This is a genomic window from Polynucleobacter sp. UB-Raua-W9 (genome assembly GCF_018687435.1).
Taxonomy (GTDB): domain Bacteria; phylum Pseudomonadota; class Gammaproteobacteria; order Burkholderiales; family Burkholderiaceae; genus Polynucleobacter.
Window position 1 is genome coordinate 1,579,824 of sequence record NZ_CP061290.1, and the last position, 21,386, is coordinate 1,601,209.

At 45.0% G+C, this 21,386-nt stretch carries 22 protein-coding genes and 1 tRNA gene; 10 read left to right on the forward strand and 13 right to left on the reverse strand.

The features are described from left to right. Positions 1–117 precede the first annotated feature (117 nt). From recX to AOC07_RS08060, 4 genes are all read right to left on the reverse strand, one after another. Positions 118–645, reverse strand: a complete 528-nt coding sequence (recX, locus tag AOC07_RS08045) for a recombination regulator RecX (protein WP_215357456.1) — start codon at positions 643–645, stop codon at positions 118–120. A 4-nt stretch (positions 646–649) separates the two neighbouring features. Then, the gene (gene recA / locus AOC07_RS08050) at positions 650–1,693 is read right to left on the reverse strand and encodes a recombinase RecA (protein WP_251369725.1); all 1,044 of its coding nucleotides are present in this window, start codon (positions 1,691–1,693) and stop codon (positions 650–652) included. A 166-nt stretch (positions 1,694–1,859) separates the two neighbouring features. Beyond that, complete coding sequence (locus AOC07_RS08055; protein ID WP_215357457.1) at positions 1,860–2,393, reverse strand: DUF2878 domain-containing protein; 534 nt, start codon at positions 2,391–2,393, stop codon at positions 1,860–1,862. A 60-nt stretch (positions 2,394–2,453) separates the two neighbouring features. Then, positions 2,454–2,530: transfer RNA gene (locus AOC07_RS08060), tRNA-Met, on the reverse strand. Between the two features lie 144 nt (positions 2,531–2,674). Between AOC07_RS08060 and AOC07_RS08065 the strand changes: the two genes are divergently transcribed. From AOC07_RS08065 to AOC07_RS08075, 3 genes are all read left to right on the forward strand, one after another. Further along, positions 2,675–3,061 (forward strand): hypothetical protein, encoded by a 387-nt coding sequence (locus AOC07_RS08065; RefSeq protein WP_215357458.1) that lies wholly within the window; start codon positions 2,675–2,677, stop codon positions 3,059–3,061. A gap of 88 nt (positions 3,062–3,149) precedes the next feature. Continuing rightward, positions 3,150–3,470: a DUF6150 family protein gene (locus AOC07_RS08070; RefSeq protein WP_215357459.1), complete on the forward strand. Its 321-nt coding sequence runs from the start codon at positions 3,150–3,152 to the stop codon at positions 3,468–3,470. Positions 3,471–3,484: 14 nt separating this feature from the next. After that, on the forward strand, positions 3,485–4,096 hold the full coding sequence (locus AOC07_RS08075) for an MOSC domain-containing protein (RefSeq protein WP_215357460.1): 612 nt from the start codon (positions 3,485–3,487) through the stop codon (positions 4,094–4,096). A gap of 54 nt (positions 4,097–4,150) precedes the next feature. On the opposite strand, the gene AOC07_RS08080 is transcribed toward AOC07_RS08075, so the two are convergent. Then, on the reverse strand, positions 4,151–5,821 hold the full coding sequence (locus AOC07_RS08080; RefSeq protein ID WP_215293045.1) for an MFS transporter: 1,671 nt from the start codon (positions 5,819–5,821) through the stop codon (positions 4,151–4,153). Positions 5,822–6,157: 336 nt separating this feature from the next. Between AOC07_RS08080 and AOC07_RS08085 the strand changes: the two genes are divergently transcribed. From AOC07_RS08085 to ggt, 4 genes are read left to right on the forward strand one after another with little or no spacing between them, the layout of a single operon-like run. After that, on the forward strand, positions 6,158–7,243 hold the full coding sequence (locus AOC07_RS08085; protein ID WP_215293047.1) for a TRAP transporter substrate-binding protein: 1,086 nt from the start codon (positions 6,158–6,160) through the stop codon (positions 7,241–7,243). A gap of 20 nt (positions 7,244–7,263) precedes the next feature. Then, positions 7,264–7,806 (forward strand): TRAP transporter small permease subunit, encoded by a 543-nt coding sequence (locus tag AOC07_RS08090; protein WP_215293048.1) that lies wholly within the window; start codon positions 7,264–7,266, stop codon positions 7,804–7,806. Beyond that, positions 7,803–9,248 carry a TRAP transporter large permease subunit gene (locus tag AOC07_RS08095; RefSeq protein WP_215293050.1) on the forward strand — a complete coding sequence of 482 codons (1,446 nt, stop codon included), beginning with the start codon at positions 7,803–7,805 and terminating at the stop codon, positions 9,246–9,248. The genes AOC07_RS08090 and AOC07_RS08095 overlap by 4 nt, the downstream gene beginning before the upstream one ends. 39 nt (positions 9,249–9,287) lie before the next feature. Then, a complete protein-coding gene (ggt, locus tag AOC07_RS08100; protein WP_215357462.1) occupies positions 9,288–10,886 on the forward strand; it encodes a gamma-glutamyltransferase in 1,599 nt (532 codons plus the stop codon). On the opposite strand, the gene AOC07_RS08105 is transcribed toward ggt, so the two are convergent. Beyond that, positions 10,873–11,502, reverse strand: a complete 630-nt coding sequence (locus AOC07_RS08105; protein WP_215357464.1) for a trimeric intracellular cation channel family protein — start codon at positions 11,500–11,502, stop codon at positions 10,873–10,875. The two genes, ggt and AOC07_RS08105, sit on opposite strands and share 14 nt — an antisense overlap. 89 nt (positions 11,503–11,591) lie before the next feature. Between AOC07_RS08105 and maiA the strand changes: the two genes are divergently transcribed. Further along, positions 11,592–12,260 (forward strand): maleylacetoacetate isomerase, encoded by a 669-nt coding sequence (maiA, locus tag AOC07_RS08110; RefSeq protein WP_215357465.1) that lies wholly within the window; start codon positions 11,592–11,594, stop codon positions 12,258–12,260. Here the strand turns inward: maiA and AOC07_RS08115 are convergent. From AOC07_RS08115 to AOC07_RS08125, 3 genes are all read right to left on the reverse strand, one after another. After that, the gene (locus tag AOC07_RS08115) at positions 12,253–13,182 is read right to left on the reverse strand and encodes a ketopantoate reductase family protein (protein WP_215357466.1); all 930 of its coding nucleotides are present in this window, start codon (positions 13,180–13,182) and stop codon (positions 12,253–12,255) included. The two genes, maiA and AOC07_RS08115, sit on opposite strands and share 8 nt — an antisense overlap. Further along, entirely contained in the window at positions 13,172–13,459 is a 288-nt protein-coding gene (locus AOC07_RS08120) for a 2Fe-2S iron-sulfur cluster binding domain-containing protein (protein WP_251369627.1), read from the reverse strand. Before AOC07_RS08120 ends, AOC07_RS08115 begins: the two co-directional genes overlap by 11 nt. Positions 13,460–13,524: 65 nt before the next feature. Beyond that, complete coding sequence (locus AOC07_RS08125; protein WP_215357467.1) at positions 13,525–15,084, reverse strand: Rieske 2Fe-2S domain-containing protein; 1,560 nt, start codon at positions 15,082–15,084, stop codon at positions 13,525–13,527. Positions 15,085–15,206: 122 nt separating this feature from the next. On the opposite strand from AOC07_RS08125, the gene AOC07_RS08130 reads away from it, so the two are divergent. Further along, positions 15,207–15,872 (forward strand): GntR family transcriptional regulator, encoded by a 666-nt coding sequence (locus AOC07_RS08130; protein WP_215357468.1) that lies wholly within the window; start codon positions 15,207–15,209, stop codon positions 15,870–15,872. A gap of 46 nt (positions 15,873–15,918) precedes the next feature. On the opposite strand, the gene AOC07_RS08135 is transcribed toward AOC07_RS08130, so the two are convergent. Then, positions 15,919–16,758 (reverse strand): class II aldolase/adducin family protein, encoded by an 840-nt coding sequence (locus tag AOC07_RS08135; protein ID WP_215293064.1) that lies wholly within the window; start codon positions 16,756–16,758, stop codon positions 15,919–15,921. 136 nt (positions 16,759–16,894) lie between these two features. Between AOC07_RS08135 and AOC07_RS08140 the strand changes: the two genes are divergently transcribed. Continuing rightward, complete coding sequence (locus AOC07_RS08140) at positions 16,895–17,791, forward strand: LysR substrate-binding domain-containing protein (protein WP_251371665.1); 897 nt, start codon at positions 16,895–16,897, stop codon at positions 17,789–17,791. 9 nt (positions 17,792–17,800) lie between these two features. Here AOC07_RS08140 and AOC07_RS08145 read toward each other — a convergent pair whose 3' ends face one another. From AOC07_RS08145 to AOC07_RS08155, 3 genes are all read right to left on the reverse strand, one after another. Continuing rightward, positions 17,801–18,664, reverse strand: a complete 864-nt coding sequence (locus AOC07_RS08145) for an alpha/beta fold hydrolase (protein WP_215357470.1) — start codon at positions 18,662–18,664, stop codon at positions 17,801–17,803. 84 nt (positions 18,665–18,748) lie between these two features. Further along, complete coding sequence (locus AOC07_RS08150) at positions 18,749–19,939, reverse strand: ABC transporter substrate-binding protein (protein WP_251371666.1); 1,191 nt, start codon at positions 19,937–19,939, stop codon at positions 18,749–18,751. 97 nt (positions 19,940–20,036) lie between these two features. Then, positions 20,037–21,377 (reverse strand): NAD(P)H-dependent oxidoreductase, encoded by a 1,341-nt coding sequence (locus tag AOC07_RS08155; protein ID WP_215357471.1) that lies wholly within the window; start codon positions 21,375–21,377, stop codon positions 20,037–20,039. Positions 21,378–21,386 lie beyond the last annotated feature (9 nt).

The following is a 21,386-nucleotide window of genomic DNA, read 5'->3' on the forward strand; positions in this document are numbered from 1 at the left end:
ACTTACCCTGGAAATAGCTAAATTAGCTAAATTTGAATAAATGTGAATGGCTTGACCGACTTCATAAGTCTAGCATGCTGCAACGCGGCAATTACCCATCTCCGATCCGTAATTGCCCTAATCAGGCTGTTGCCCGCCAATGACCTTTGCCACCACTTCAGAGCTAAAACCCTTTGAGGCTAAAAAGCGATACTGCCGGGCACGCTCTTTTTGATCCAAGGCTCGCTCTCCATACTTTCGAGTCCAAAGCTCATAGGCGCGTTGATACTCTGTTTCCTTGAGGCCGGCCAAGAGTTTCGCCGATTGTTTCGAATCAATCCCAGCTCGCTCTAATTCACCCTGTATTTTTCGCATTCCATACCGCTCGCTACGCCTGCGAACCAATGCCTCTGCAAAACGCTCATCCGAGAGCCAGCCCCTGCCCTCAAATTCGTCTAAAACAGCCTCAATATTTAAATCGATAGATTCTGGGTTCTGGTCAGCCTGCTCACCCCCCAACTTTGCCCACCGCGCCTCTGATTCTGCAAGCTTTGCGGCCAAACCTTTACGACTATATTCTCGGAGCGATAAAAGACGCAAAGCCCGAGCTTTGAGACTCGGGCTTTGTTTGGTTCTTTCTTTGCTTTTGCTATCTAGCTCAGACATCGAACTATTCGACTTCCTCTTCTTCGCTCAGCACATCAGTAACCACCGCTGAGCCAGATTTAACACCCAACTTTTCGCGAATCTTTGCCTCGATATCCTTGGCAATTGCTGGGTTCTCTTTTAAGAACTCGCGCACATTATCCTTACCTTGACCAATACGATCGCCGTTGTAGCTATACCAAGAACCGGATTTTTCAACGAGGTCAGCCTCAACGCCCATATCAATGATTTCGCCTTCTCTAGAGATACCAGCGCCGTACATGATGTCAAAAATCGCCTCGCGGAATGGAGGAGAAACCTTGTTCTTTACAACCTTCACACGGGTTTCATTACCAACCACTTCATCACCTTTTTTGATACTACCGATGCGACGAATATCCAAACGCATAGAGGCATAGAACTTCAGTGCATTACCACCAGTTGTAGTCTCCGGCGAACCAAACATCACGCCAATCTTCATGCGAATTTGGTTAATAAAGATTACGGTTGTATTTGTACGCTTGATCGCGCCAGTCAACTTACGCAACGCTTGACTCATTAAACGAGCCTGCAGGCCTGGCAATGAATCTCCCATATCACCTTCAATCTCAGCCTTTGGAACCAATGCAGCAACCGAATCAATTACGATCAAATCAATAGAGCCTGAGCGCACTAACGCATCAGCGATTTCTAAAGCTTGTTCACCAGTATCAGGTTGAGAGATCAACAAGTTATTTACATCAACGCCTAAACGTGATGCGTACTGAACATCTAAAGCATGCTCAGCATCAATAAAGGCGCAAGTACCACCGAGCTTTTGCATTTCTGCAATCGCATGCAGAGTCAATGTTGTTTTTCCGGATGATTCTGGTCCGTAGATCTCAATCACTCGACCACGTGCTAGACCGCCAACTCCAAGGGCAATATCAAGACCGAGTGATCCACTGGATACCACTTGAATATCTTGACTAATTTCAGCATCGCCCAATCTCATGATTGAACCCTTGCCAAATTGCTTCTCAATTTGCGCTAAGGCTGCTGTTAATGCTTTTTGCTTGTCTCCGCTCATTCCCTCAAATTCTGAGGAGGCTGATTTTCTTTTGTCATCCAAGGCCATTTTTGATTCCTTTTCGCTTTGTATTGGGCTTTTTCCCGAAGTTTTATCTACTGTTTCACAACTTAGAAGTTACTGTATATAAAAACAGTAGTATTTGCAAGATACTTTTTACAGGAATTTACAGATTTTTTACTAAGCCCTGCTCGATAGGGGTTCGATCCCAATAGAAAAACAGGGGTATTGCCACGACCCAAACCAGTCCCAATAAGATGAAACCGATAATTTGACCCCCAGGACCCCATTCTCCAGCCCCCATCCGAATACCAGCCTCATAGGACATAGGGCCAGCAATGGCTCCCAATACAGCCCCCACGATAGGCCTACCCCGCAACCAAGATAAGGAGCCATTAATAGTAGTGGCCACTAACACCCAAAGAGTCCACATCCATATGGGCGATAGAAAGGGGGATGGCCAGCTATCTCGAAAATCCAAATACCCCAAACGCATAATGAGGGTATCAGTAACCACCCCAAAAATAAGGGCCTTAAATAAGAGGCTTAATTCAGTTTTGGGGGATGGTGAACGCCAAGCATGAAAAGCGATATAGGCCAGAGTGCCAAGAACAGGCCACAACACCTGCTGGTTAGCCGCGCCCAATACGCAGGCAAACCAACCCGCCTGAAAAAGAACAAAGTTCCAAAATTTAGCCATCAGATGATTCTAGCCAACCTAAGAAAAAGGCCACTGCCGGTGGGCAATGGCCTTGAGATTTGGTGGCGAATCAGGGATTTGAACCCCGGACCTGCGGATTATGATTCCGTCGCTCTAACCAGCTGAGCTAATTCGCCGAACTGACTATTTTAGCGTAATTAAGTGCTACTGTCTAAATATGGCCCACAGCACCCACTTAGAGCCCATTAGATAGATTATGGAGACTCAAAAGTAGCGGGGGGAGAAATCACTTATAGTTATTAAAAATACAAGGGGTTGTCGTGAAACTATTTATAACGCTGATGCTGATTAGCGCACTGCTAGCTTGCTCCCAAAATGCTGATAACTTAACATTAAGCTGTTACGGGCCTGCCATTAAGACCAAAGCAAAGCAAGAATCCGTTACACCTCAAGTCACGCGAACCTATAAGTTCCAAGATTATAAAATCGATGATTATGACTGCACCCACCAGGCCAATATCATTAGCTGCAATTTTATTAAAGAAGAAAACGGCACTAGACAACGTAAACGCATTATTTACAACGTAAGCACGCATTCATTAGCGGAAATTGACGCCATTTGGGCTGTTGGTGAACAAATAAACGCCAACGAGCGCACTATTGCTAGGGCAGAATTTATTGGTCAATGCCAAAAGCCCATCAATTAATGAATCAGGAAGCGGCATAGTTAAGCTTTCTCGTACCCTGACAATACCAACACTACCCGCAATGGACGGCGGAAAGTAATATAGGGCAATGAGAAAACATCCCCTCAAATTCTTGATCTTGGCTGTTTTAAGTGCTTTTATGGCTCTGAGTGCGTCTGCAGCTCAAATTTTCATCACTAATTACCCGTCTGAAGCGAATGCCAAGGTCTTTGTAAGTAAATACCAGTCGGAAGCCAACTGCATTGTTTACGACACCCAATACTCCAGCGATAACGAACCTGGAGTGTGGTTCTATACAAAATATAAAAGTGATGCCCGTGCGGTGATCTACTACACCCAATACAAATCAGAAGCAGACTTGATTGTGTATTTCACAAAATACAAAAGCGATGCGCGCTGTCGCTACTAATGAGCTCTTCGTCTATGAGACTACTGTCTATATCGGCAGGCAAAGTTCTGCCGCTGTTTAGCAACCACCATCCCAATTACAAATCGGTTGGCTCTGCAATTCATAAACAGAGCATTAGCAATCTACAAAACCCCAACGCCATTGAAATTACTACCCTTGGTGTTAAGGGTGATGAGCAAGCCGATCTCAGCGTGCATGGTGGATTAGAAAAAGCAATTTATGTTTACCCCTCAGAGCATTACGCTTTTTGGAATCAGCTACTCACCCGAGAAACTAAAAAACCTATTGATCTACAACATGGTGCAATTGGTGAGAACTTCACCATCGAAGGCCTGCTAGAGACTGAAGTTTTTGTTGGGGATAAGTTATTTATTGGCAAACTAGAGTTTGCTGTTGTCAAGTTACGCGAGCCCTGCTTTAAATTCAATGCCAAATTGGGCTATAAGGGCGCGAGCAAGGCCATGCTGCAATCCGGTTTTAGTGGCTGGTATCTGCGAGTCCTCAAGACTGGTACTTTGACTGCTGGCGCAGAGATCGGCATTGTTCCAGGGACAAGAGATATTTCGATTGCCGATCAAAATCAAAAGCTACTACACAATCGCAATCAAAAAGATTTATGGGAATAAAAAAGCCCGATCATTTTGTGATCGGGCTTTTAATTTACTGCAGACTAAAAAAGCTTAGTCACGTGCATAGATATCTACATCTTTGGTTTCACGAACAAACAATACACCGATTACCAATGTCATCGCAGCGATGATGATTGGGTACCAGAGACCGTAGTAAATGTTACCGTTTTGCGCTACCAAGGCGAAGGAGATCGTTGGCAACAGGCCGCCGAACCAGCCGTTACCAATATGGTATGGCAAGGACATCGATGTGTAACGAATACGAGTTGGGAACATCTCAACCAACATCGCAGCGATTGGGCCATAAACCATGGTTACCAAAATCACCAAGTACACCAACAAGCACAACACAGCAACATAGTTGATTTGTGCTGGATCAGCTTTGGCTGGATAACCTTCTTTATTCAACGCTTCGCGAATGGCTTTCTTGAATTCAGCATCCTTGGCTTTAGCTTCAGCAGGATCAACACCCTTTGAAGTGTAGCCATTGATTTCAATATCGCCAATTTTCACAATTGCGGTAGAACCAGGTGCGCCAGCAACAGTGCTGTAGCTCGCAGAGTTGGAAGCCATCACTTGTTTTGCAATATCGCAAGAACTTGTGAATTTCGCTGTACCAGTTGGGTTGAACTGGAAGGTACATTCAGTTGGATCAACGGTGATTGTTGCTGGTGCGGTTGCCATTGCTTTTTCTAACGCTGGGTTAGCAAAGTGAGTTAAAGCATTGAACACAGAAACAGGAGTATTAGGGATGTAAGTAATTACAGCCAATAACAAACCACTCATGATGATCACTTTACGGCCAATCTTGTCTGACCAAGCTCCAAATACTACGAAGAATGGTGTACCGATGACCAACGAAGCAGCAATCAATAAGTTTGCAGTCTTCGCATCTACCTTCAATACTTGGGTGAGGTAGAACAAAGCATAGAACTGACCTGTGTACCAAACTACCGCTTGACCTGCAACCAGGCCAAACAATGCCAAGATCACAATCTTCAAGTTTTTCCACTGGCCAAATGATTCGCCCAAAGGAGACTTAGACAACTTGCCTTCGTCTTTCATCTTCTTGAAAGCTGGTGATTCATTCATGGACAAACGAATCCATACAGAAATTGCTAACAATGCGATAGAAGCGATGAAAGGAACACGCCAGCCCCAAACATCAAAGTCTGGGCCAGTAAATTCACGTGTGAACAAAATCACGAGCAGGGAGAGAAATAAGCCAAGAGTAGCTGTAGTCTGAATCCATGCTGTGTATGCGCCACGTTTGCCATGAGGAGCATGTTCCGCAACATATGTAGCCGCGCCGCCGTACTCGCCACCTAAAGCCAAGCCTTGAAGCATACGCAATGCGATCAAGATCACTGGGGCAGCAACGCCAATAGTTGCATAGTTAGGCAAAATCCCCACAATGAAGGTTGCGCCACCCATCAAGAGGATGGTGACCAAGAAGGTGTACTTACGACCAATCAAATCGCCTAAGCGGCCAAACACCAATGCACCGAATGGGCGCACGATGAAACCAGCAGCAAAAGCCAATAAGGCGAAAATAAAGGCAGAGCCAGCATCTAGGCCTGAGAAGAACTGCTTGGCGATAACGGCAGCCAAAGAACCGTAAAGATAAAAGTCGTACCACTCAAAAACCGTACCCAAAGAGGAAGCAAAAATAACTTTGCGCTCTGCGGCGGTCATTGGGGCTGCTTTAGTTGATGTTGACATCAGTAGCTCCTAACTATTTTTATTAAATAAAAAACAACGGATTGATTATGCTTTGAAAAAAATCAAAGAAATCCATTACTTAGGGTAATTCCTCATCGATTTGACTCGGGGTTTTCCCGAGAAATATGGATTTGATGCAATGCACTTAAACCATCATCTCAATATGAAATGGAGCGCCTCTAAACCTAGATGCACAATTGGGGTGCATATTCGTGCATCTAGGTGCAAACTTGGAAAGTAATATGACCGCACTTCGCTCTAATAGTCTGAGAAGTTAATAAAAAAGGCATTATCAAAAAATGCTATTTCGAAAATGTTAAACAAGGAGCATTCCAAATGAAAAGACGTGACTTTTTAGGTAAGACCGCACTTGGCGCTGCCGCGGGCGTATTGGCTGCACCGGCGATTGCACAATCCATGCCGGAAGTGAAATGGCGCTGTGCCTCTAGTTTTCCAAAGAGCTTAGATACGATTTATGGCGGTGGCGAGTTCATCTCCAAACGCGTTGCCGCTCTCACGGACGGCAAATTCCAAATCCGGATTTTTGGCGCAGGTGAAATCGTTCCAGCCTTCGGTACTGTTGATGCAGTGCAACAAGGAACTGTAGAGTGCACTCACACTGCTGGCTATTACTTTGTAGGCAAAAACAAAACTTTTGCCTTTGACACAACCGTCCCATTTGGCATGAATCAGCGCCAACAAAATGCCTGGATGTATTGGGGTGGCGGCTTGAAACTGCAACGTGAGTTCTTACGTGACTACAACATTATTTCTTTCCCAGCAGGTAACACTGGAACTCAGATGGGCGGCTGGTTTAAAAAGCCAGTAAAAACTGTTGCAGACCTTAAAGGTTTGAAAATGCGTATTGCCGGACTCGGCGGAGAAGTAATGTCCCGCTTAGGCGCAATCCCACAACAAATCGCCGGTGGCGATATTTACCCAGCTCTTGAAAAAGGCGTAATTGATGCGGCTGAATGGGTAGGCCCGTACGATGATGAAAAATTAGGCTTTTACAAAATTGCCCCTTACTACTACTACCCAGGATGGTGGGAAGCTTGCTCGATGTACTCCATGTACGTCAACATCAAAGAATGGGAAAAGTTACCAAAGCAATATCAAGAAGCTTTGACCTCAGCTTGCGCAGAATGCAACATTGACATGATGGCTGAGTACGACTACAAAAACCCAATCGCTTTGCAAAGCTTAATTAAGAATGGCGTCAAGCTGCAATCTTATTCAACAGAAATTATGAAAGCCGCATCTACTGCAGCTTTCGAAATGTATGAAGAAGAAGCGGCCAAGAATCCATCATTTAAGAAGATTTATGAGCCTTGGAAAAAATTCCGCAATGATCAAATGTTGTGGAATAAAGTTGCTGAGCAAACTCTCATGAGCTTCATGTTGACAAATCCGGTCAAATAAAACCTTACTGAGAATCTGATATGCCAAAACAATTTTTAGTTTTCGCAAGTTTCGTTGATCGTTTAAATGACCGTTTTGGTGTATTAGCGAGTTGGATGGTATTAATTGCCGTACTGGTCAGCACAGCAAATGCGCTGATTCGGTACGGCTTCAATATCAGCTCCAATGGTTGGCTGGAAGCCCAGTGGTACTTATTTGCCGGCATGGTGATGTTTGGTGCCGCGACTACTTTCCGCCTCAATGAACATGTGCGAGTAGATGTCCTTTATGCAATGTACCCCAATAAAGTTCGACTTTGGTTGGATTTTTGGGGTGGCATTGTCTTCTTCTTACCCGTAACGATCATCATCGGCTTTTACTCCTGGGAATTTTTTATCACTTCGGTGATTCAAAATGAGACCTCGAGCAACCCCGGCGGCCTCATTCGTTGGCCAGTGCGCGGCGTGATTACTTTGGGCTTTTTCTTATTAACGCTCCAAGGTATTTCTGAAATTATCAAACGCTACGCAGCCATTATTGGCATGATTCAAATCGATCCTAAGTACGAAAGACCTCTCCAATGATTAGCCAAGATTTAATGGCCCCCATCATGTTTGGGGGCTTGATTGTATTTTTATTGCTCGGATATCCTGCCGCGTTTTCTCTTGGCGCTGTAGGCTTATTCTTTTCCTTCATCGGCATTGAAATGGGCATGTTCCAGCCCACATTCTTGCAAGCCCTACCAGATCGAGTGTTTGGCATTCTTTCGAATGACTTATTGCTCTCAATTCCCTTCTTCACCTTCATGGGTGCGATTCTTGAGAAGTGCGGCTTGGCGGAAGACATGCTCGAAGGCTTGGGTCAGCTATTTGGCCCAATCCGCGGTGGTTTAGCTTATGCCGTCATTATTGTTGGTGCGATTCTGGGAGCCATTACTGGAACCGTTGCTGCTTCAGTGATTGCAATGGGATTAATTTCTCTGCCAATCATGTTGCGCTACGGTTACAACCCGCGCGTAGCGACTGGTGTGATTGCTGCATCTGGAACTATCACTCAACTCATACCACCATCACTCGTGTTAATTGTGCTGGCTGACCAGTTAGGTAAGTCTGTTGGCGATATGTATGCCGGCGCCATTGGACCATCCATCATTCAGGTAGTGCTGTTCTGCTTGTTTATTTTCTTCTTATCGATTTTCAGACCTCAAGACGTACCAGCACTTCCGCCAGAAGCTCGTCCAAAAATCGACTGGAAATTGTTCAAGCGAATCTTATGGGGCATTGTTCCATCCATCGCACTGATCTTCTTGGTACTAGGAACCATCTTGATGGGCCTTGCTACTCCAACTGAAGGCGGCGCAATGGGCTCCGTGGGAGCATTACTTCTCGCTGCTATGAATAAGCGCTTAGAAAAGCCTTTGGTCTGGGAAGCAATGACTTCCACTATGCGCATCAATGCCATGGTGATTTTCATTCTGATTGGCTCTACAGTGTTTGGTTTGGCATTCCGCGGTGTGGACGGCGACCTTTGGATTGAGCACCTCTTGTCTGGCCTACCAGGCGGTCAAGTCGGCTTCTTAATTGTGGTGAACTTGTTTGTGTTCTTCTTGGCCTTCTTCTTAGACTATTTTGAAATCGCTTTCATCATCATTCCATTATTAGCTCCGGTTGCAGACAAGCTCGGCATTGATCTGATTTGGTTTGGCGTGCTTCTCGGTGCCAATATGCAGACCTCATTCATGCATCCCCCGTTTGGATTTGCATTGTTTTATCTGCGAGGCGTTGCACCAAAATCACTAAAGAGCTCGGATATTTATTACGGAGCCCTGCCGTGGGTTGGTCTGCAACTAATTCTGGTAGCCATCATCATCTTCATCCCAGAAACAGTGACCTACTTTGTGGATAAGCCAACTGTTGCTTTTGATGCTAGTGGGCCATCCGTTGATCCATTAGCTGGTGTCGAGCAAAATGAGATCACGGTCGACTCTAGTTCAGATATCGAGCGGCAATTGCGAGAAAATAAATAATATAAAAATAGTAGGATAAAAAATTAGAGGGGTTTTGCAATGCAAGCAAAGTGGGGTATTCAAGGGATGGCGGTTGCACCGCACTCCCTTGCTTCTGAATCGGCATTAGCGGTTCTGAGAGAAGGTGGTAACGCATTAGAAGCAATGGTGGCTGCAGCAGCTACCATTGCTGTCGTTTATCCTCACATGAACTCAATTGGCGGAGACTCGTTCTGGGTCATTCACTCGCCTGGCAAGGCAATGGGCGGTATTGATGCCTGTGGCGCAGCAGCTGGTTTAGCCAGCAAACAATGGTACGCAGAGCGGGGTATCACAAAAGCAATTCCGTTTCGCGGTCCAGTTGCAGCAAATACCGTTGCAGGCACGATCTCTGGTTGGGGTGCGGCACACAAACTCTCTAAGCAAGGTCTAGGCGGGAAGATTCCTTTATCTCGCTTATTAGCTGATGCGATTCATTATGCTGAAGCAGGCGTTCCAGTCACCTACAGCCAATCGAGCCTTACCGCCAAAAAGCGTGAAGAGCTCAGTTCTATTCCTGGTTTTTCCCAAACCTTCCTAGTCAACGGCAAAGCACCAGCTGTTGGAAGCATCTTCAAGCAAGAGCGGCTAGCTAAAACACTGCGTCAGATTGCAAGCAAAGGTACTGAGGATTTTTATCGTGGTGACCTTGCTAATTTATTGGCAAAGGAGCTTACCGATATTGGTAGTCCCTTGCGTTTAAGCGATCTCCATCGTCACCATGCAAAACTCATTGATCCGCTTGAACTGAAACATAGTCTGGGTAATGTGTACAACATGGTGCCGCCTACCCAAGGCGTAGTGTCATTAATGATCATTGGCATCTTGGATCAATTGAACTTAAAACGCTTTAAGGTGGATAGTACAGAGTATGTGCATCATTGCGTTGAAGCTACCAAACAAGCATTTAAGATTCGGGATCAATTTGTAACCGATCCCGCCTACATGAGTAAAAATGCGCAGTCATTTTTATCTCCTGCGTTCTTGAAAAAACTTGCCAAGAATATTGATTCCAACAAGGCCTTACCATGGGGCCAGGGCAAAGGTCCCGCAGATACCATCTGGATGGGGGTGATTGATGGTGATGGCAACTGCGTCTCCTTCATTCAAAGCATCTATCACGAGTTTGGTGCTGGCATTGTTTTACCGAAGTCAGGCGTGAATTGGCAGAATCGCGGTTGTAGCTTCTCCTTAGATCCTAAGACGCTCAATCATCTTGAGCCTTATCGCAAACCTTTCCATACACTTAATCCCGCCATGGCCTTATTTAAAGATGGTCGCTCTATGGTTTACGGAACAATGGGTGGTGATGGCCAACCTCAAACGCAATGTGCCGTCTTCACCCGTACCGCTACCTATGGGCTTGATCCACAGGATGCCATTAGTCGCCCACGCTGGTTGCTTGGTCGTACCTGGGGTCAAACCAGTGATAGCCTGAAATTAGAATCTCGCTTTAGTCCATGGGTTGCAAAAGAATTACATGCCATGGGTCATGAAATTGAGATGCTGGATGCTTTTGATGAGACAGTAGGTCATGCTGGCTGCATCATTCGAGATCCATCCGGCACCTTACGGGGAGGCTGGGACCCGCGTAGTGACGGGGCTGTTAGCGCGTTTTAGTAATAAACATTTTTGGTACGCGCAGATCCCAATAAATGGCGGCTGCGCGTAATCCAAAAATTCCTAACATGCAAAGTACGGAACCCTCAATCGCATATTGAGGAATGAAGTTCAATACCAATACATAAGCACAACATCCTAGCGTTACCGGAATTGCATACAACTCATGAGACATTAAAAGTGTTTTCCGGCCTGCCAAAATATCCCGCAATAAACCCCCGCCAATTGCAGTAATTACGCCTAATATAACCGGGGCTACCGGCAAACCGAAATTCATGCCCCAGGCCTTGTCTGCTCCCTGAATAGCAAACAGTGCGGCACCAAAAGCATCGATATATAGCATCCATCGGTATATCTGAGGTTGAGTAAAAAAAGATTCGGCAAAAAATGTTAGGACGCTAGCGCCCAATGCAAGCCAAACATAAATCTGGCCCTCAGACCAAAAGATGGGGGCTTCCAAAATAATGTCCCGAATAGTACCCCCGCCAATTGCGGTAATTAAACCGAGCACTAAAACACCAAACAGATCAACGCCACGATCAGCAATCGCAAGGACGCCAGTGACCGCAAAGGCCATGGTTGCAATGATGCCAATCCAAAAATTAATTTCATCCATAACAAACAGTCTAAAGGAATTGAAAAGCCCTTCACTCGAATTCGCTTCCTTAATATACTGTTAGCCATGAGTCCAAGGAAAGTACTTATATGAAACCCAAGCTTTATAGCTACTGGCGCAGCTCGGCAGCTTTTCGTGTTCGTATTGCACTTAATCTCAAGGGTATGGACTATGAAGTGATTCCTATCCACCTTAGTAAAAATGGTGGCGAACAACTATCTGAGGCCTATATAAGCAAAAATCCAACTCGCCTCGTACCGCTATTGGATGATGGAAAAAATTGCATTCATCAATCGCTCGCCATCATTGAGTACTTAGATGAGATTCAATCCACGCCAGCACTACTCCCAAGTTCACCGATCGATCGCGCTTGGGTGCGCTCATTAGCAATGGATATCGCTATTGATATTCATCCCATCAGTAATTTACGAGTGCTTCGTTACCTAATAAAACAGGTTGGGGCAAGTAATGAGGCCAAAGATACTTGGTACCAACATTGGATTAAGGTGGGACTGGACAGCCTTGAAAAACAATTAGGCGCCGATCCCCGCGTTGGACGTTTTGCCTTTCGTGATCAGCCTGGTCTCATTGATATTTGTCTAGTGCCCCAACTCTTTAATGCTGTAAGTACGAAAATGGATATGAGTCCTTACCCCACTCTAATGAAGATCTTTAATGAGTGTATGAAGTTACCCGCATTTATTGACGCCTCTTGGGAAAAACAAATTGATGCAGAAGGTTTAAACCCTTCTATTTAATTTGAGATTCCAACATTTTGACTAATGCATAAACTGACTCGTTATACGGAGTAGCGACCTTATATCGCTTACCTAGCTCCACAATATAGCCATTCAAGAAATCAATTTCCGTCATTTTTCCTCTAGCCAAATCTTGAGCAGTTGAGGAAACTTGGGTAAGCATCGTGGTTGCTATAGATTTATTTACCGCAAGCGCCTCCGACATACTAATGTCAACCTTTTCATGCGCAGCAATTACCAAAAACTCATTAGTAATTTCCTCGATCAGCTTGACAATACCAGGGGACTTCATCATTTCACCATAGGGTATTTGGCCAATACCCGAGATAGCATTAAAAGAACAGTTCACCATAAACTTGAGCCACATATCTCTTTTAATCTGGGGCGCAAGCGAGCATGGAACACCTGCCTCTTCAAATAGCCTGGCGATCTGTTTGAGATTTTGATCGCCAACAGAGGTGTCCTGCCCTAGATTGCCAATCAGCAACTCTCCTCTACCATGATGCTTCATAGTTCTTGGACCAATCATCTCTGCAGCAACATACACAACCGCCGCATAAATCGGATTAGCAATGATTTTGGAAGCAAGACCAATATTAGCCACACCATTTTGCAAGCTCAGAATGACCGCCTTACTTGGCAGAATAGATTTCACCTCAGCTAGCATGCGCTCTGTATCGAGAGACTTCACACTCAGTAATACTAAATCCGCATCACTCAGAATGGAAGGGTCAGCGCTTGCTTTAACCTGAACTGTTTCATGAAATGCTTTGCAATCCATCTCCAAACCAGACTCATTCAGAGCTGCGGTACGCTCTGGCCTAGCGATAAAAGTGACGTCATGATGCCCACGAGCCAACATACCGCCGAAATAGCAGCCAACTGCACCTGCACCTAATACGTATATCTTTTTATAAATCAAGTACCAGTGTTCCGCTCTTAATATGGGAGATACAGGGAGTTAAATACTCCTGGTGCTCAGTTTCACTCAAAATGCAATCGCCATGCTCTACATCACCACTGATGTATCTTGTCTTACAGGTGCCGCAAAGCCCGGATTGGCATGAGGTTGGAACTTCAATGCCGATCTTAGCTAGAGCATCAATGATTGATTCGGCTCTCGTGATGCTTATTTTTTGGCCAGTGCTCTGAACCTCAATCACTAACCCTTCAGAGTCCACGCTGGAAATTTTATTCACTTTTTTTGTCTCTCTCCACAAAAAGAATGGGCTGCAATAGCAGCCCATCCCTTCCAATTGATTGATTAATGCTTGAATTGTGCCTTTGCAGTTTGCTCAAGCTCTTCCATTTTTGCTTTTACAAAGTCGTTACGTTCTTTGCCCTTGTACTGCTCACTCTCCGTCAGAATAGCGATCACACCCTTAGCGACAAAGCGTCTTTGAGCCACCTCTTCTTCAGTGCTAGTGCCGATTGGCAATTCAAAAACGTTGCCAGAGCAATAGCTGTTAGGTGCGCCATTAATTTCTTTGAGCCACTCAGAAAATGCTTCCGCACTCGCTGCAGGATTAGATCCACGCACTGCATCACGCAACATCTTTCTAAATAAATAGGGGCCGGCATCAAACTTTGTGGGGTTCTCTAATGCATGAATAGCAATTGGTCTTTGGCTAATAATGGCTTCATAGTCACCAGGGGCGTACTGGGCCATTTTGTAGTTAGGGCGTGCTCTGTGATCAGATGGAATCTCCACAAGATCGTTAATCGTGTGATTGCCAAAACGCTCATTTCTCCTTAAGGCAACCTGACCATCTAAGAAATCAATTGACTCATATCCAACCAACTCTTTTTGTCCGATGCCTCGAGTATCAATACCAGGGCCCATCACACGCCAACCAATCATCTTGCTATTAATATCATCGACTGGAACTGTCCAGCGGATGATATGAAAGCGACTAAATAATTTCTTATTAGAACCATCTTCCGATGTGTAAGCATGCAAACTCAGATTTGGTAATACCTGATGTTGAACTCGTATAAATAATTTTTCGTTATTTACACGACGAGCGCCAGAACAGGCCAAACCTCTACCGCCATGAATGGGGACAAACTGCATATCAGGATGAACTTCCATCGTAGGGGCTCCCACCTCATCAAATGTAGTGCCCTGGTAGTGACCACCAACCACGTTCTTGGCAGCATGCAATTCAGCTGTGTGGAAATTATCTGCAGCGTTATCTTGTACTTGCAACCAATTGCAATGCTGAAAATTACTGTAAGGAACTAACTCATCTCCAGGTGCTACCGTAAAATCTGACTCCCATTCAGGAAATGGTGGCTCTTTATCTGGAGCGCCCATATACGCAAATACCAAACCGTTTCTTTCGAATGCCTTATAGGCGCCCTGTTGAATGGAGCATGCATATTTTTCTGCTTCAGCTTCTTCGCCCTTAGGAAAAGGTGCATTCAAACACGTCCCATCCACATCGAACACCATGCCGTGATAACAACACTTAATTCCATGTTCTTGAATCAAGCCATACTCAAGTGAAGCGCCACGATGTACGCAATGCGCATGCAGCAAACCAACTCTTCCGCTGCCATCACGAAACGCGACTAACTCTTCGCCCAAGATTGTTAAAAACTTTGGCGTGTCAGTGAGCTCAATTGACATACAAACTGGATGCCAAAAGCCACGCATGTATTCACCCATTGGAGTGCCTGGACCCACTTCGGTGAGTTCTGGCTCATGACCAGGAACTTTATTGGTGTAGTAGCCACCGTAGGGTACTAATTTCTTAGGTGTGCCACTTGCTCCAGCTGAGGCGCCAACTTTCTTTTCTGCCTGCTCCTGTTTGCTTGTCATTACTGGGGTCTCCTATTAATTGACTGGTCTTTTTACTCTGTATACTGTATACAGAGTATATAATATTTTTTAAATGGGTGCAAACCCCAAAACACGATTTCAGGCTTCCAGAACCCCAAAAGATGCTTTCACAACTTAATAAACTGCCAGCTAGAACTGATTATGTCCAAGCGGTTTACACCGCCCTATTAGATGCAATTAGTGATGGCTCTCTTCCGCCCGGAACACGCATTACCCAGGAAGACATTGCTGAACAAATGAATGTTTCTCGCTTGCCAGTGCTTCAGGCACTGCGCATGTTGAAGAATGATGGCTTTGTTGAAGACGCCCCCGGTAGAGGCCTGCAAGTCACTGCATTAAATATTGAGTGGATCGATAAACTGTATGAAGTACGCGGCGCATTGGATTCTTTGGCGGCAAAACTAGCCGCCCAAAAGAAATGTGTGATTAATCCCGCACTAATCAAACATGGTCGTGCTGTATCTGAAAAGAGCGATGTCAAGGCATTGATTGATGCAGATATGGCTTTTCATAGTGCAATCTATGAGGCTTCAGAAAATCCACTCATTGCCAAAAGCGCTCACTTACATTGGGTGCATCTTCGCCGAGTGATGGGTGCTGTACTGCAATCTACCCAAGGCTCAACTATTTGGGATGAACATCAGGCAATTGCAGATGCCATTAAAAATGGGGATGAGAGAAAAGCTGCTGAACTCTCTGAGCTACATGCAATGCGAGCCAGAAAAAATCTTATCAGACAGCTTGAGCAAGTGCTATCGAGTAATTAAAAAATCCCAGCATGCTGGGATTTTTCTTTCTGCACTTCTTTTAAGATTACGCAAACATATCTGGTTGATTTTCTTTTAAATAACCCCAGATTGGTTGGAAGTGTAACCAGCCAATATACTCGCTACCTACGTGCTCACGACTGTAACGGGCAACCTCGGGAGAGAGCAAGTTAGGCTTGATGCCAGTTGCCTCAACCAACATCTGCTGCTTGCAGCAACGCTCCAAAGCAATAAACCAAAATGCTGCAGCTTCAATACTATGGCGACTCACCGTAAGCAAACCATGATTGCGATGAATAATGGCCTTCACCTTCTTCAATGATCCTGCTACGTTGTAACCTGCATTATCTTCAACTGCTACTTGGCCTGCTTGTTCTGCTAGAACCATATGGTCTTCAAAGAATGCAGCAGCATCTTGAGAGATTGGATCTAAAGGTTTTCCTAAGGCTGCAAATGCTGTTCCATAAACTGTATGGGCATGACACATAGCAACAATGTCTGGATGTTTTTCATGAACTGCCGCATGCAATACAAAACCAGCACGATTCAATGCATGCTTGCCTTCCAAAATATTACCTTCATGATCTGCCAAAATTAAATTAGAAACTTTGACTTGATCAAAATGTACGGCCATTGGATTTGTCCAATATAGATTTGGATGCTCAGGATCACGAACAGTTAAATGTCCTGCAAATCCATAGTCAAACTTTTCTAAAGCGAACGCTCTGCATGCAGCGACTAATCGCTCTTTGAGGTGCTGACGCTCCTCGGCAAAGTTCTTAAATTTTGGCAGGTAAGGAAAAATCTGGGATTTGTCTTCTGGTTGATAGATAGACTCTCTACCACCCAAGTCCAACTTACGCTCTCTCTCCATTACTTCAGCCATGTGAATTCCTTTTTATATACAGATAAACGCGCCACCAACAGCACAACTAGACTGTAATCATGGGCTTTCGAGAGGGTTTTGACAAACGATAACTGTTCATGGATAGATGAATGTAAATCATGTATATTCTACTTACATGAGAAAAATGCCAAATTATGTACTATTGCGCGCTTTTGAGGCCGCTGCACGCCTTGAGAGCTTTACCTTGGCCGCAAAAGAATTACACCTCACTCAGTCGGCAATTAGCCATCAAATAAGAGAGCTTGAGGATTATTTTGGTAAGCCGCTTTTTTTACGCAAGAATCGTAAAGTGGAGCCCACCGCTGAAGGACGTCGCCTATTAGATTCCCTCTCCAGGGTCTTTGATGTCATTGAAGCGGCATGTAATGAAGTCACTCTTGCTCCAAGCTCGCAAGTTCTTGCCCTACATTGCTCGCCTAGCTTTGCAGCCAAGTGGCTTAGTCCAAGACTGCCGGAATTCATTAAGGACAATCCCGACATTACTATTCGACTGACATCGGGAGCAGAGCCAATTGATCTTCTGCGCAACCAAGAAGTGGATATCGCCATCTCTTATCAATCCATTCACGAAGGACCTGGCATTACCTCAATCTCCTTGGGCGAAGAAAACATTGTTCCCCTCTGTGCCCCTCATTTAATTGACCCTAAGGTTCCTATAGACGAATTGATGAGTAGACTCACCTTAATTGAGTCGTCTCTCAATCACCATACCTGGGAACAATGGTTTGAGATAAATCATCTTAAAAACCCATCGACTCGCAAAATGTCATTTGATCGCGCAGCCCTCTCTGTATCAGCAGCAGTTGATGGAATTGGCGCTGTACTTGAGAGCGTGCGATTTGCTGAAAGAGAGCTCTTGCGTGGCGAGCTTGTAGAACTTGGCAAAGGGACCTTCTTACCCACTACCGACAGAACACACTTTTTATCCTATCGGTCCAATGCAAAAAACAGTAAAAAAATAAAACTCTTCAAAGAGTGGATTTGCATTAAAGCTGGGGTGGCTGCAGAATGATCCCCCAATCTATTTTTTCAACCAATCAATAATGAGTTTGGTTACTTGCTCAGGTTGCTCACGATGCAAGAAATGGCCAGCGTTATCTACTAGCTTAAATTCATACTCTTTATTGAAATACTGTGACTGCTCCAGCATGAGTTCAGCTCGCAAATCTTCTTTGCCGCATAGCGCAAGTGTAGGGACCTCAATAGGGCGAGCCATTTTTTCCCGAACAGATATTAAATTAGGGTCTGCTTTAGTCACATCAAACATTGCGCGATAGTAAGCCAGTGTTGCAGCCAAAACCCCTGGCTTTTCTAGGGTGTCTTTGACGGCTTGAATATGCGCCTCATCGCGATGACTAGGAATGGTCCAATAGGACCAAAGATAATCAATGAAAGCTTGGTTGTTTGCAAGAATGGCCTTCTCTGGTAGATCCGGCAATTGAAAGAACCACCAATGGAAAGATCGATGAATATGTTTGGGATTTACTAGGCTTTCGGTCACTTGACCTGGATGAGGCACTGCCATAACAACGGCACGAGAAATTAGCACTGGATATGCAGCCAGTACGGCATAAGAAATAATGGCACCCCAATCTTGACCAACAAGATGAACGGGCTGATCCTCAGAAAACACTTTAATTAATCCAGCAATATCTTCTACTAGCGTTGCTTTGTCATAAAACCCACCAATAGGAATTTCAGTAGGCCTATAACCGCGCAGGTAGGGGGTAACCACTCGATAGCCTTGTGCAACAAGCGCAGGTATTTGATGGCTCCATGTTGTAGCAATATCCGGGAAGCCATGCAATAACATGACTAAGGGTCCCTGACCTTCCTCATGATAGGCAAACTTCAGGTTGTTAGCGTTGATATATTTGAGAGTCATGATTTAGAGTAATAAGGGTTGTACAAAGCAAGACGCCGCTTTTTGGGCGGCGTCTGCTCAACTATAAATTCCTATTTAAGGAAATTATTTCTTCTTTGCTGCGATGGGACCGGCTGCATCTTCTGCGTTCAGATATTCAACGCGACCATTTTCAACTACGCCCATCACTACATTCTTAGGCTTAATTGCTTCATGATCACCGGCTATATATGGCTTGACATAGGTTGTTATTACACCCTCTACTGGAGCATTCAAATCATTCAATGCAGCCAAGATTTTTGGCCCCTCTGTACTGTTAGCCTGTTTAATAGCGGCAGCCATCAAGTACACAGAGTCATATCCTTGAGCTGCTGACACTGCAGAAGGAATCAAACCGTTCTTTGGGTTGTACTCTTTTAAGTACGCATCAATAAATGCCTTACGTTTTGGTGTATTGCCTAATTGAATAAAGGTTTGCGGCATCACAGCGCCGTTACCATTTTTACCAGCTGTATCAATAAAGTTAGAAAGCGATAAAGTCCAGCTGCCAATCATTGGTTTTTTCCAGCCCAACTTTGCCATACCATTAGCAATTTGAGCCAACTCAGGCCCAATTGCATAAGTCAAAATGACTTCAGCACCAGCATTTTTTGCAGACAGAATTTGAGAAGTCATATCAACGTCGCCGATATTGAATTTTTCTACCGCTACAGCAGTAACGCCATAAGCCTTTAATGCCTTCTCCATATCTTCACGGCCTAACTGACCATAGTTAGTAGAGTCAGCCAAAATAGCCACCTTCTTGAAGCCACGTTTCTCAACGGCCTCTTTAGCAATCAACGGAGCCTGAATACTGTCAGCAGCAGAAATACGGAAAATATAATTCTCTGGAGCATTAGGGAACTGCTTGGTCACGATAGAGCCGGAAGCCATCGTAATCACTGGAATTTTAGCGTCTTGATAAAAACGGGAAGAAGCCAGCACAACTCCAGTATTAATAAAGCCTAATACACCCGCAACCTTCTCATTATTGATGTATTCCTGAGATATTTGAACTCCGCGCTCATTTTTTGCCTCATCATCGCGCTCAATCAAAACAATCTTGTTCCCATTAATACCGCCTGCAGCATTAATTTCTTTTACTGCCAGACGAATACCGCCGCGGTTACTGACGCCCATTGGGGATGAACCACCAGTAAATGGGCCAATAACGCCAAGTTTAATATCAGCTGCATATGAGGTACTTACCAGCATTGCAGCCACTGCGGCTGCATAAATATGATGACGAATCTTCAAAATGTCTCCTTAATGAAATAAATAATGCGGGGAATACAAGAACAACAAACACTTCTAAGCTAGAAATGACATCACCCCTAGCTTAGAAAAATAAATTCTATTGGCGAAATACTTTTTCCATTTCGCGACGGAATTGAATTGCTTGCTTAGTGGCGTCGTAATCTACATCACTCCAACACACTGGCTTTCCTGCTGAAATGTCTTTGTTCAAGACCATGTTATGTGCCAGCCCAATCGGCAGAGCGCCAAGCTTAAGTGAGTCGGTAGCAGTCATGAGTTTTCCATAGACAGTGAAGCCACCCTCACCATCTAATTTCTCACCAGCCTTCAGCGTACGCTTGGCGGTAGCAACTACATCACCCTTCCATTCCCCAGTCGCCCCCGTAGCCTCACCACGCACAGCAATACTGGCAACAGAAATGCCGAGCTCCAAGCCTATCAGATGGTAAGGCTTGTACATCGCTGCATATTTACCGGTGCTATCTGTTTTTAAACCATATTGTGCGAAGCAATCAATGACATATTGACTAGGAGCCTCAAAAACTGCAAACACGCCCCAACGTAAATCTCTAAATACTGGCCGCCCATCTCTTTCAACCGAAGAAACTACTTCGACAGTGCCTTTTTGAGTCAGCAGACCACCCTCAGCTAGTGGTCGAAAGATGTGGGGCAAGTCATCCACACCACAAGGCGGGAACTCAAGGCCATTGCTTGGTGGCGTCAAGTCACAAGCATTTGATACTGCAGCCATTTCAAGCGCCGACTTTGTCCCATCCAAGAATGAATTAAACATTTGCGCATTAAAGTCACCGCCAGCCACCATCTCTTCAGAAAAACCATAATGACCCCAGACGGTATCCGGCGTGGACTGATGATAGATAGGTAAATATTTAGTACCCTTGCCCGCGCACACCACTTCCAAGCCAATCGTTCTAGCCCAATCGACTAATTCAGCAATGAGAGCGGGTTGATCCCCAGAAGCCATGGAGTAAATTACACCGGCCTCCGCTGCTTTACGTGCAAGCAAAGGTCCAGCTAAAACATCTGCTTCTACATTGACCATAATGATGTGCTTGCGATGATCAAAACAAAGTAAAGCATGACGAATACCCGCAGCTGGACTACCGGTAGAGTCAATCACAATATCGATGTACTCACTAGCGATCATTTTTTCAGCATCATCAGTGACAAAGGTAGCACCTGACTTGGCCGCATCCTGCAATGAAGTAGCGCTATAACGAGAAGCATCCCAACCTACACGAGCTAGAGATTCTTTTGCACGTGCGGGAGATAAATCAGCAACTGCCACCAAATGAATACCTGGAGTCCGCGGCGCTTGCGAGAGATACATAGAACCAAATTTACCTGCGCCAATAATACCCACCCGCACTGGACTGTTGTTAGCAGCACGTGCCTTGAGCTTTTGAATAAGGGACATCTAAAAATC